The organism is Leptolyngbya sp. Cla-17 (genome assembly GCF_016807185.1).
Lineage (GTDB): Bacteria > Cyanobacteriota > Cyanobacteriia > Leptolyngbyales > Leptolyngbyaceae > ULC077BIN1.
This window is the reverse complement of record NZ_JAEVYN010000002.1, coordinates 2,035,462-2,047,974: the sequence shown is the minus strand read 5'-3', so window position 1 is coordinate 2,047,974 and position 12,513 is coordinate 2,035,462. Positions and strand designations below refer to the sequence as shown.

Annotated in this window: 9 protein-coding genes; 4 read left to right on the top strand and 5 right to left on the bottom strand. The window is 47.9% G+C overall.

The features are described from left to right. Window positions 1-122: 122 nt before the first annotated feature. Window positions 123-803, bottom strand: a complete 681-nt coding sequence (locus JOY44_RS20365; protein ID WP_171575370.1) for a hypothetical protein — start codon at window positions 801-803, stop codon at window positions 123-125. A 226-nt stretch (window positions 804-1,029) separates the two neighbouring features. Here JOY44_RS20365 and JOY44_RS20360 point away from each other — a divergent pair, with 226 nt between their 5' ends. Beyond that, the gene (locus tag JOY44_RS20360) at window positions 1,030-1,377 is read left to right on the top strand and encodes a hypothetical protein (protein WP_171575369.1); all 348 of its coding nucleotides are present in this window, start codon (window positions 1,030-1,032) and stop codon (window positions 1,375-1,377) included. A 90-nt stretch (window positions 1,378-1,467) separates the two neighbouring features. On the opposite strand, the gene JOY44_RS20355 is transcribed toward JOY44_RS20360, so the two are convergent. Beyond that, the gene (locus JOY44_RS20355) at window positions 1,468-3,249 is read right to left on the bottom strand and encodes an amidase family protein (protein ID WP_197985606.1); all 1,782 of its coding nucleotides are present in this window, start codon (window positions 3,247-3,249) and stop codon (window positions 1,468-1,470) included. A 310-nt stretch (window positions 3,250-3,559) separates the two neighbouring features. Here JOY44_RS20355 and JOY44_RS20350 point away from each other — a divergent pair, with 310 nt between their 5' ends. Continuing rightward, window positions 3,560-5,317, top strand: coding sequence for an amidase family protein (locus tag JOY44_RS20350; protein ID WP_203032072.1), 1,758 nt, complete (start codon window positions 3,560-3,562; stop codon window positions 5,315-5,317). 77 nt (window positions 5,318-5,394) lie between these two features. Here JOY44_RS20350 and JOY44_RS20345 read toward each other — a convergent pair whose 3' ends face one another. After that, on the bottom strand, window positions 5,395-7,056 hold the full coding sequence (locus JOY44_RS20345) for an amidase family protein (protein WP_171576143.1): 1,662 nt from the start codon (window positions 7,054-7,056) through the stop codon (window positions 5,395-5,397). A gap of 168 nt (window positions 7,057-7,224) precedes the next feature. Continuing rightward, complete coding sequence (locus JOY44_RS20340; protein ID WP_203032071.1) at window positions 7,225-7,437, bottom strand: hypothetical protein; 213 nt, start codon at window positions 7,435-7,437, stop codon at window positions 7,225-7,227. Window positions 7,438-7,976: 539 nt separating this feature from the next. Between JOY44_RS20340 and JOY44_RS20335 the strand changes: the two genes are divergently transcribed. Further along, window positions 7,977-8,864, top strand: a complete 888-nt coding sequence (locus tag JOY44_RS20335) for a hypothetical protein (protein WP_203032070.1) — start codon at window positions 7,977-7,979, stop codon at window positions 8,862-8,864. A 272-nt stretch (window positions 8,865-9,136) separates the two neighbouring features. Here JOY44_RS20335 and JOY44_RS20330 read toward each other — a convergent pair whose 3' ends face one another. Beyond that, on the bottom strand, window positions 9,137-10,528 hold the full coding sequence (locus JOY44_RS20330) for an LCP family protein (protein ID WP_197985605.1): 1,392 nt from the start codon (window positions 10,526-10,528) through the stop codon (window positions 9,137-9,139). Between the two features lie 318 nt (window positions 10,529-10,846). On the opposite strand from JOY44_RS20330, the gene serA reads away from it, so the two are divergent. Continuing rightward, the gene (gene serA / locus JOY44_RS20325) at window positions 10,847-12,430 is read left to right on the top strand and encodes a phosphoglycerate dehydrogenase (RefSeq protein ID WP_171575365.1); all 1,584 of its coding nucleotides are present in this window, start codon (window positions 10,847-10,849) and stop codon (window positions 12,428-12,430) included. Window positions 12,431-12,513 lie beyond the last annotated feature (83 nt).

Below are 12,513 nucleotides of genomic sequence, written 5' to 3'. Positions count from 1 at the left end.
TGAAGAAAGCGTATGAGGCGATAGCGATTACGGAGCAAGCCAATGCATTCGTATGTCAAAGAGGTGGGTATTGACTTGCCATGGCAAATTTTTGAATTCTAAATGTAGACAAATTGCTAGCGTTAACGCCTTAGGGCATGCCACACATTGGGGTTTGATAGATAACCAACAGTTACCAGAGAAAAGCAACAGTGCAAGATTAAACTGCTTTCTCCCCCAATTATAAAATTGATGAAGCCAAACAAAGCTGCTGCCTGAGTCATTAAAGCTCCATACCACGCCCATCGTTGTAAGAAATACACTCCACCTGCCATGCAGAGGCTCAAAATTCCGATTGATAGAACGAAACTCCACACACTAGACGGATTGTTGCGAGCGGTTAGCGATGAAGTCCACGGGTTGTTTGAGATCGCCCCAGCTAAACTCAGTACTCCTAGCAAAAGCTGAGCAGCAACAATAACATTGACTGCCCCAGGGCGAGTAGCTCTAGCATTGAACGATCTTTCAGTAGCCGCTTGAAATCTTGGTTGAGCCAGCAATAAGCCCCAAAGTCCGAACACTCCAAAAAGCGTAAACCATAAGCTACAAATCAGCAAAATGCAGATGACTAAGCCTAGGTGCAAAGCCCATTTTTCTGAACGGAGTAAACCTTGTACGACAGCTTCGACCAGTGCAGTAATCATAAGCACTATTGGTGCGACGATCAGTCCTAAAGCATTAGCACCAGGCAAAATGATGACAAATGCTCCAAGTGCCATAATCAAGACGTAAAACAGCCGCAGGCTCCAAATAGCTAAGTGCATGACGGTTTTTGTGGTTCTATAGAATGTGCTTCAAGATGCCATTTCTAAAGTGCCCAGTTTCGAAATTCAAATCTTCAGAATGGGTAATCACAGCACGCCAGAATTAGCAAATACCTCAGCAATCATCGTCGGCGTACTCCAGATAGCCTTTGACTCACTTGACCTTTAGCAGCTGAGTGAACGTTGATGCGTTGATTGCTTTTACACAAATTTGGAGAAAGTGAAGTTGGGACTGTCACCCTTTCTTCAGTTGCTTAGTTGGTGTCGTCCTTGGCGGCCCGAAAAACCAGGTAACCTCCTGCCACTTTTCCGCTCACGCAGCAACGTAACGATCGCTTGCAGCGTTATGCAAGCGATCGTTACCAGAACCGCATCTGTGGCTAGAGAAGTGTTTTTTCCAGCTCTACTGCAAAATCTAGCGATCTTTTTAGACGTACCTTGTGTTTTGGCTTCGGAAATTATTAGTCAGCAGCCTCTTATAGCGTTTCCGGCTCCTGTGAGGTACAAACTAAAGGCTCAAACCCTTGCTCTCTATTATTCTGCCCGTACCTCATCCGACAGAAAACCGCTATAAAGCTTCTAGAGCTAACTGCTTTCCCGTTTTACGATCGCACCTGAATGCTCAACGGCCCCAAAGTTAGCCCTTATTTTTTAACTACTTGGCTTACTTTGCCGACGATTGATGTAAGACTGGATTGAACTTCGCCATACGACGACGCTGCATCAGCTTCACCCCCACAAAACCCAGACCCACAATGACTACACCCGGCATCATGCTTGGCTCTGGAACTGCCGTATACTCAAACACCTCTCCTGGTAGATCGGCTAGCAACGAAGGTGGCAATCGTACTTGGGTTGCTTGCTCAAAGGCATATGCAAAACCCAGCAGTGATGACTCGCTGTAAGGACGACCCGTCAAAGAAAGCGTGACTGGCAAATTTTGGGAACCAAACCCGGCTGGAACCGTAACATCGGCGAATCCCAGCAGGCTGGCAAACTCAACCTGCCGAATGGGTGGCGACCCTGGTGGACTGACAAACGTTGGATCTGTTGTTCCTGGTAACGGGCGAGCAAAAGTGCCAATCGTTGGAAACACGAAAGCATCGAGATCGTTTGTGTCAAAAACATTTAACACAGTGCTTCGCAGCGATGGAATAATTGTGTTCGCAACGTTTAAGTATTGGGGATTGGTTAAGCCCCCGAAGGCAACAGTGTTGTTCAACGTGCCAACAATAGTGGAGGGTGTGGACGAGTTTGCCACTTCTGGCGATCGCAAGATTGTGATTATGTCTTCAACAATTTTGGGATATTCCGGCGATAGCGTCTGGAGATACTCATCGAGATAAGGTTTTTGTTCAGCGCGGGCGATCGTGGATGAAGCCGATGCCATTGTTTGCAAGAAACTGTTCTCAAAGGTAATGTCGACTGTTGTTGCACCGAGTCCGCGTAGCTGAGTTAGAGAAGTTTCCAGAATTTGATTTACCTCTGGATCAACGCCGTTAGTACCGTTACCAAAGTAGTTGCGAACCACTCCCAGTCGAGCACCATTAAGCGCATCGGGTTTCAAAAACTGGGTGTAGTCGCTGAAGAATTTATTTGGCTCTACCGTTGGGGCTGAAACGGGTGTTGCAAAACTGGGATTATTGGGGTCAAATCCAGCCATCACCCCTAGGGCCAGTGCGGCATCGGTTACAGTTCGCGCCATTGGTCCTGCCCCATCGCGGGACAGTGCAAAGGGAATGATGCCGTCTAGACTGACTAAACCACGAGTGGGTCGCACACCTACTAGGGCTTGGAACGAGGAAGGTGTCCGAATTGAGCCACCCGTATCCGTGCCAGTGCCAAAGGCCGCAAAACTACTGGCGATCGCGGCTCCTGTACCACCACTAGAGCCTGCCGATTGACGATTTAACTGATAAGGATTGAGGGTTTGACCGCCGAGGGAACTATAGCCAGAACCAGAGATCGCAAATTCATCTAGCTCCGTTTTGCCGAGGATAATTGCCCCAGCGTCTCGCAGTCGTTGCACCACGAACGCATCATCGGGTGCAACGGAGCCAGCTAACGCATCCGACCCACCTGTTGTTGGCAAATCAAACGTATCGTAGTTATCTTTCAGAAGAATTGGAATGCCATGCAGTGGACTGCGTCGCCCTTGAGAAATACGCTCTGCGTCCAGAATGCGGGCATACATCAGCGCATCCGGGTTCAGTTCGCGGATAGCATTAATTGACGGACCCTGCTCATCGTAGGTGGCAATCCGGTTCAAATACAGTTCTACTAACCGTTCAGATGTTAGCGCTCCAGAGTCAAACGCCAGATTAATGTCTGGAATTGTTGCTTCCGCAAGCCGAAACGTAGCAGCGTAAACTGTCTCGGCTGCAAGTGCAAGCAAGGCAACCGGAGTGACTACCAACGTTGCCGTCCGCTTCAAGAGATTCAGCACACAGATACTCCTATTCGTGAATTACTTTAGTTAATGGCTCAACGCAGCGTATGAATTGCTTTAGGGCGTGTGAGTGTTGCTCTACGTTCCTAGCCTTTGCTTTAGTATTGGCGAAACTACGTGTAAATACTGTATCTGCGTTAACAACTCAGACCTGAACCAACAAGAACAACCAAGCTTGTCAAGATTCCATGACATTACTCTCTAGTTGTAATTTCAGCTACGGTTTACATCCGTAGTTCAACTTAGCTTGTGACTGAAGCTTCTCAATTTTGTGCGTAGAATTTCTTAGTAAGGAGTGAAAATTAGAGTGTTCAAAACTACCAGTCGCTTTGCCACAGTACTTGCGGCTCAAGCCGCAGCGATCGCCGCCGTCTCTACGCCTGCCCCCGCGATCGCGTTTACGTTTGGGCAAACGACCTCATTCACGCTGCAAGAAGCAACCATCTCCAATATTCAGTCCGCGTTTGAGTCAGATTTGCTAACCTCCAAGCAACTGGTGCAACTTTACCTGAGTCGCATTGAAACCTATGATGCTTACGACAAGTCCGGACCCGGACCACAAAACAAGATTAATTCGATTCTGACGCTTAACCCCAATGCCCTAGCGGTTGCCGAAGCGCTCGATTTGGAACGACAACAAACGGGACCGAGAAGCCTGCTTCACGGGGTGCCAATTTTGTTGAAGGACAACATTGATACGTTTGACTTGCCGACCACCGCTGGCTCTGTGGCGTTGGCTGGTTCAATTCCACCTGATGATGCTTTTATTGCTCAAAAGTTGCGAGAGGCAGGAGCGGTGATCCTGGGTAAAGCAAATCTAACGGAGTATGCTAACTACCTGACAAATGGGATGCCCGCAGGCTATAGCTCGTTGGGTGGTTATGTCTTTAATCCCTATAATCCTATACCCTTACCTAACGGTGATGGCAGACCCATCCTTTCTCCGGGTGGCTCTAGTGCTGGTTCTGCGGCTGCAATCGCGGCAAACTTCGCAGCAGTTTCAATTGGCACCGAAACGTCTGGCTCAATCCTCAGTCCAGCGAATCAAAACTCCTTGGTGGGAGTTAAACCAACCCTGGGTCTTGCTAGTCGAGATGGCATTATTCCGATCGCAGCCAGTCAAGATACAGCCGGGCCTCTGGCTCGGACGGTGACCGATGCTGCCATCTTATTGGGTGCAATTACTGGCGTCGATCCTAAAGATGCGGCAACGGCGGGCAGTGCAGGCAAAACCTACACGGATTACACACCGTTCTTGAATACAAACGCTCTCAGTGGAGCACGCATTGGTGTACCCAGAGAGTTTTTCTGGACAACTGGGGTGTCTACAGAGCAAGCAGCGATCGCCGAAAATGCTTTGAGCATTATTCGCTCTCTGGGAGCGGAAGTGGTTGAAGCAGATATCACGACCGTTCCTCTACCCGGTTCTTCCGTGTTGAGCTACGAGTTCAAGCGTGATCTCAACCTTTACCTGGGTAGCTTAGGTGAGAACGCTCCGATTAAAACCCTGGCGGATGTGATTGCCTTCAACAGCAGCGCCAATCCAGAGGTTGCCCTTAAGTATGGACAGGTTCTGGCGCTTGCATCTCAAGCAAGAGATTTAGATCCATCAAGTGCAGACACACAGAAGTATCTTGCCGATCGCGCTCAGGATCTCTTGTTATCGCGGGAGCAAGGAATCGATGCCTACCTCAACACCTATAATCTAGATGCCATCTTTTTCCCTGGAACTCGGGGTGCCAACATTGCTGCTCGTGCTGGATATCCCAGTGTGATTGTGCCCGCAGGTTATCAGTCAGGAAATGCTCCGTTTGGCATCACTTTTTCTGGCACCGCTTACAGCGAACCAACTCTGTTAGGACTCGCCTATGCCTTTGAGCAGGCAACGCTTTTCCGTCGCGCGCCAGAGAGTGTGCCTTCACTTGAAGGTGAGACGGTAGCGGCGGTTCCTGAACCAACCACTGTTACCGGGCTGCTACTAGGGGTAAGTGGTCTATTTGCAGCTCGTCGTCGCCAACGAGATGGACAACGGATTGCAAGCGTTAAAACGCTAGGAAAAAGTTAACTGCTAGATAGCCTGCTGACAGATTCAATGTGAAGGGCGCATATTCTGCGCCCTTCATGACTTTCTGAGTGCTAACCTTACAAGTTGATGGTTTTACTCTGTCTGCGTCGCCGCTTTGCCCCTAGCAAGCCAAGACCGGCTAGTCCTAAAGCGACAACAGTACTCGGCTCAGGCACAGCCGCAACAGTCTCACCTGGCAACGCAGGGGTGCTATCAGGCGCTTGCCGAAATAGCGTTCCTTGCTCAAAGCTATACGCGAGTTTAATCAGCGTTGATTCATCGTAAGCTCTGCCTAAAAACTCTAGACCTACTGGCAAGCCATCAACCGTGAAACCAGCCGGAACGGTGATTGCTGGAAAGCCAGAAAAAGGACTAAGACGGTTGGCAGAACCAGACGCGAGATTTGCAGTCAACAAGTTCGGTGGGCTGGCAACGGATGGGTAAATCAGCGCATCTAGACCCGTTAACGCTTGCAGCAAGGAGCTTTGAGTGATGCCGGGACGCTCTTGAATAATCTTCTGATAATCAGGATTTTGGTCGGGTGGAGTAATCGAGTTGCGATCAATATATGCTGCTTCGCTAGCTTTCAAATACAGCCCACTTGCAATGATGTCCTCCAAAGTTCGCACACCCGAAGGAGGGACAGGACGGTCTGCCAGGTAATTATTCAGGTCACGCTTGAATTCAAAGCGACTGAGGCTAGGATAGCCCAGAATAGTTGCCAGATTGGGAATGGTGACATCTACGACTTCTGCTCCTAACAACCCGATGCGACTAATTGCGTCATTGATGACGGCATTGGTCTTAACGCTTTCAGGATTGGAGTTCAAGCCAAACACGCCACGGACGACACCAATTCGAGCCCCTTTAAGTCCGTTTGGATCAAGAAAATTAGTGTAGCTGATGGGCATATTGCCAATGCTACCTGCGGTAATGGGATCGTTTGGATCATAACCTGCCACCACGCTCAGGGCAGCGGCAGCATCCGCGACAGTTCTTGCCATGGGTCCGCCCACATCCTGAGAGAGCGCCAACGGAATAATCCCATCTCGACTGCTTAAGCCAATCGTGGGACGAATGCCCACTAAGCTATTGAAGGAAGACGGAACGCGAATAGAGCCGCCTGTATCAGTACCAAAGCCGAGGAGACCAAAATTTGCCGCGATCGCCGCTCCAGTGCCGCCGCTTGAGCCACCCACATTACGAGCGGTATCGTAAGGATTGAGAGTGGTGCCACCCAGAGAACTGACGCTAGTCAAATTAAAGGCAAACTCAGACAGGTTAGATTTTGCCAGAATTAATGCCCCGGCCTCCCGTAGTTTTTGCACCTGGAAGGCATCAGAACCAGGGTAAAAGTCCTTCAGCGCTAAAGCGCCCGCCGTGGTCGGTACGTCTACAGTGTCAAAGTTATCTTTTAGAATGACGGGGACGCAGTGCAACGAACCGGTTGGACCTGACTGAGCATATTGAGCATCTAGTTGGGCGGCGATCGCTAGTGCATTCGGGTTGACGGCAATAATTGAGTTGATTGCAGGTCCTTGTTTGTCATAGGCAGCAATGCGGTTGAGATAAAGCTGAGTCAACCCCGTACAGGTGATGTCACCCGCACTGAAGGCGGTCTGGACACTGCTTACTGTGGCTTCAGTCAAAGTGAAGGCAGGGGTGATGCTGGGTGTTAAGGCAACGATCACGCTTTGGGAGGCAAAGGCGATCGCCACCCGTTTAATGGACTGCAACATAAACGTCAATTCTCAGGGAAGGTAGATAAACTGCAAGCAAAAGCTCGGAATGCTTAAGGAGAAGCATACGAAAGGGCGAGGCTGGAAACTGTTAGGAGCGATACGCTTGCTTCTTGCTTTTACAGAATCTGTATATAAGACTCAACACAGGCGATTAGATGACTGTATTCAGCTAGTCGTCACATTCCGAACGCAATGTCCAACTGCGTAGTCTTGATTGTCTTTAACTTGAAACGCAACTCCGCTTTTAGCAAAGGCAGTCACGTAAATTAACTCTCCTGATTTCAATCTTCCGGTGCCAACTAGCTTCTCCTGTGAGTCATGCTGTATCTGCATCACAACTGTTTCCTGATAGCGATCGAATCTAGGTGCACTGTACATCCTCAATTCAAATCGAGATGCGATTCTATTCAATGAGTCCACAACATAAGAGCGGTTATCACTTACTGCTTCACAAGTCCAAATAATTGGCTCTGCTAAAAACCCCATTCCAAAATCACCTATCAATTTATTAGCAGAAAGTACCACCATTACAGGCAATAGCAAAACCGGGAGCGCCTTCACATTGAAATACGCCTAACTGAAAAGCTGAACATTCCCCTATCTACCTAATTGAAAGTTTTATACGGAAAACGGATGAATAGGCAGACGTTTTGAAGTGTTACGCGGAAACACTTTCAGTCAATCAATGGTTAGCTATCTCTAGTTCCCTATTTTGTGGTGATACTTTGAAAGTTTTGAGTGAATGATAAACGTATGATCAGCATCAGCTTCAACACAGTGATCCAGAAAATATGAGCCGAAATATACGCTTATTTCCGACCTACTCTCAAAAAGAGAATCAAACGACAAACCATTGCCTCCTGATACTAAAAATGTTATACGAGGAGAATCCCAAGTTTTTATCAGAAGCGCTAAGTATGTTACTGGGTGAAAACTTTTCTGGTACGGTGGGCGTGCAGTTCACACAGCAAAGACGGGGTAAAGAGAGTGTTCCCGATGGGGAAATTACTCAGGAACCTTTTTCTATCTTCATTGAGACAAAACTCGGCAGCAATTTTGACAAAGTTCAACTCATAGGACATCTGGAAACTCTTAAACAGAAGCAAGGTCAAAGAGTTCTGCTTGCTCTAGGTAACTTCGAGCAGGATAGTGCATACCATCCTGACTTTCCAGAAATTGAAGGTGTTGCAAAAAGTAATGACGTTTCTTTTGCTGCCGTTAGCTTTGAGCAGTTTCTTCAAGCAATTCAACTACCTTACTTGCCCAAAACCCTAGTTGATGCAGTATCAGATTTAGGTGAGTATCTTGATGAGAATGCTTTGTTACCATCCTGGAAATATCGATTAGATATCGTCAATTGTAAGATGAGCTTTGATAGTGTATTACGATACAAAATTTACACATGTCCAGCTCAAGGCGGTCCTTACAACCATCGACGCAGCTTGTACTTTGGTACCTATCGTAACAAGCGCGTTGAACAAATTGCTCAGATTGAGGCTGTTGTGGATCTAGAGTCTGAAGGTGAAGCTACCTTGATTTGGAAGAATGACAACCGATCAGAAGTAGAGCTAGTCAGAATTGCAGTAGAACGTCGTCAGCAAACAGGAGATTCTTGGTATCCCGTCCGAGCCTTTGTGTTAAGTGATTTATTTACTACTGATTTTATCAAAGCAAGTTCAGGCGGAATGCAAGGCAATAAGCAATATTTTGACATCGGCAAACTAAAAGTTGCTAATGCAGAGGATTTAGCTGCAAAATTGAGGGGAAAAACGTGGGAAAACTATGAGTCGTTGATTATTAGTTAATCGATGTGACCTGCCCAGACAGCTAACACTGAGTCAGTGCGGACGGAACAGAAGAAATAAGGTGGGCAATTGCCCACCTTGGTGCAAGACGAGTTTTCATTCCGTGAGGTCTTGAGTATTGGGCAATCGAAGTCGGTTCAGCGTTAAGCAACGCAGCATAATAATTCAAACGCAGCGGACAGTTGAGAGACGCTGATATTGAGTTCAGGGTTATCTGCTGCCGCTGCTTTGAGCCGTTAGACCCGAATTTAGATGCGATTGCCCTTTCCTCATTAACGCCTCAAAGCATCTTTGCCAAGCTGAACCGTAACATCCGATTCGAGATCGCCATTGCCATCGACGCGTACTTCGCCAAACCCTAGCAAGCGGCGAATGTTTTCAGCACTGGCAACGTCGCCCTGCTGTGCCAAAATGCGGGTGGTATCCAGCGGTTCGCCATAGGGTTCTGCGATCGCAACATCGCTATAGCCCGCTTTTGACAGCGGATTAATCCAAGAGCTTGCTGCTGCTTGACGAGTGGTGTCTTGAATGGCAACTCGCACTTTTTCAGGCGATATGCTAGCTGCCGTTGGATTTAGACCCAGATTAAAATGCTGAGCCATAATCACTTGAATCTTTGCCAAATTTGGTAGCCAGTAACTCGTGCCGTAGGTTTCGATGTCACCATATTCACCTGGCGTGATCAACATTTCCATCTTTGAGCGATCAACACGAACTGCATAGGCAACCAGCGCAAAAATCTCTTCCACGGTTAAGTTCGTATCAATATAAGCACGAATCACTGAAATAATTTTCGGTAGCCGAGCCAGAGTCATCGGATTAAGCACTTGTTCGGATAAGGCGCGAATCACCATTTGTTGGCGCTGCACCCGCCCAATATCACCATTTTCGTCACTGCGAAAGCGAAGTAGCTGGAGTGCCTGATTGCCGTTTAAGTGTTGCTTTCCAGCCTTGAGGTTGACATATAGATGCTGGCTATCGTCACTATATTTCATATCTTTTGGCACATAGACGGTGACACCGCCCAACGCATCTACTAATGCCTGCACACCCTGAACGTTGATGGTAATGTAGCGATCGACCCCAACCCCACCCAATAGGTGACTCACTGTTCTAGCCGCTAGCGCAGGTCCTCCAACCGAATTCGCCTCATTGATTTTGCCAACGCTATAACCCGGAATCTCAATACGGGTATCTCTGGGAATTGATAGCAGCGCAACTTTCTGAGCTTCAGGATTAAATCGAACCAGCATCATCGTATCGGTTAACCCTTCAAAGGAGTTCACCAAAGCTTGATATCCTAGATTTTTTTCTCCCTGTGGCGGATCTGACACATCGCTGGTCAACACTTTGGCTCCTAACACCAAAACATTGACTGGACGGGTTAGTTCAGGCAACTGTAAGTTACTAATACTGGAAAGGTCGCCTTTGGAAAACACTGCCGCATCTTTAGGGCTTAGTTTGCGCTGCAAGAGTGGAGCGCTTGCCATTGTCATTGCCAACATCGCTCCTGCTGTTGCCGATAACAACGCCACTCCTGCAAAGCCAGTTACCACCCATAACCAGCGGTAGCTTTTTTGTTTAGAAACTTTTTGTTTAGAAACTTTTCTTAAGCTGAGATTGGCTTTCTTAGGCTGAGCAGGAAGGGAGTTACTTTCTTTCACAAACTTCTTAAACACGCATCATCACTGAGCGTGAAAACAACTATGGCAGCAGAATAGTAACAACAATTTCCAAGAATGGCTAAAAAATGTGAATAATCTTTGGCTAAATTAGACAGGTTTCGGTTTTCAGATCCTAGCTCCGCACTTTTTATACTTCTTAAAGAAATCCAGCAAATTTCGTCGATCCGGTTCAAAAATGCCGTATCGTTAAGAGTCGGTTTAATGACGATATGCAAGCTTTTCCTTCTACAAACCTGTGTAAGGCGATCGCTGCTGGAACGTTGAAGAAGCCCTGTTGTTTAACCCCATCTGCCTGTTATGCCGAAGGTTCTTGTTTCTGACCCCATTGATCAAGCCGGAATTGATATTCTGTCCCAGGTTGCCCAAGTTGATGTCAAAACCAACCTGTCTCCTCAAGACCTGATCGGCATTATTTCAAACTACGATGCCTTAATGATTCGCTCAGGCACTCGCGTTACTCAGGAAGTAATTGAGGCTGCAAGCCAACTCAAAATTATCGGTCGCGCGGGCGTAGGTGTGGATAACGTAGATGTTACAGCCGCGACTCGCAAGGGGATCGTTGTTGTCAATTCTCCCGAAGGAAATACTATTGCTGCCGCTGAACACACGCTCGCGATGATGCTATCCATGTCGCGCTACATTGCCGTGGCAAATCAATCGGTGAAAAGCGGCAAGTGGGATCGCAAAAGTTATATGGGCGTTGAAGTTTATAAAAAAACGCTGGGCGTTGTTGGGCTGGGTAAAATTGGTGCCCACGTTGCTACAGTAGCTCATGCGATGGGCATGAAACTGCTGGCCTACGATCCGTTTGTTTCCCACGAGCGCGCTGAGCAATTAGGCTGCCGTTTGGTTGAACTGGATAACTTATTCCAAGAGGCAGATTACATTACGCTTCACCTGCCTAAAACGCCAGAAACCGCGAATTTGATTAATGCGGCAGCGATCGCCAAAATGAAGCCCACTACTCGCATTATTAACTGTGCCCGTGGTGGCATTGTGGATGAAGCGGCGATCGTCCAAGCATTACAAGAAGGCAAGCTGGCAGGAGCCGCATTGGACGTTTTTGTGCAGGAGCCGCTAGAAGAGAACTCGCCCTTACGCGGAGTTGGCAAAGAATTACTGCTGACTCCCCATTTAGGAGCCTCCACCGAAGAAGCTCAAGTGAATGTGGCGATCGATGTTGCCGAGCAAATTCGTGATGTGCTGTTAGGTTTGCCTGCTCGGTCTGCGGTCAACATTCCTGGCTTGCGCCCCGACCTGCTGGAGCAATTGCGTCCCTACTTAGAATTGGCAGAAACACTCGGTAATTTGGTTGCTCAATTGGTCGGTGGACGTGTAGAAGCCCTAAACGTCCGCTTGCAAGGAGAACTTGCCACAAACCAAAGCCAGCCTATCGTCGTTGCTGCATTAAAAGGACTCCTCTCTCACGCATTGCAAGAGCGGGTCAACTATGTGAATGCCAGCATTGAAGCTAAGGAGCGCGGCATTCGGGTGGTAGAAACTCGCGATGCGTCAATTAAAGACTATACAGGTTCGCTCCATCTGTCCGCCAAAGGTTCGTTAGGTGAACATTCTGTAGCTGGAGCACTCCTAGGTGACTCCGAAATTCGGATCACCAGCGTAGATGACTTTCCGGTCAACGTGCCACCCAACAAGTACATGGTCTTTACTATGCACCGAGATATGCCAGGAATTATTGGCAAAATTGGCTCTCTGTTGGGTAGCTTTAATGTCAACATTGCCAGTATGCAAGTTGGTCGCAAGATTGTTCGAGGAGATGCGGTGATGGTACTTAGCATTGATGATCCTCTACCCGATAACGTTCTTGCTGAGTTTCTCAAAGTTCCTGGTATCCGAGATGCTTACACCGTCACGTTATAGGAGCGTTTAAGACTGCCAAATGTCCTCACCCTAGCTCTCTCCCGATGAGGAAAGAATCAAAAATCGGAAATGTCTAAAGACTT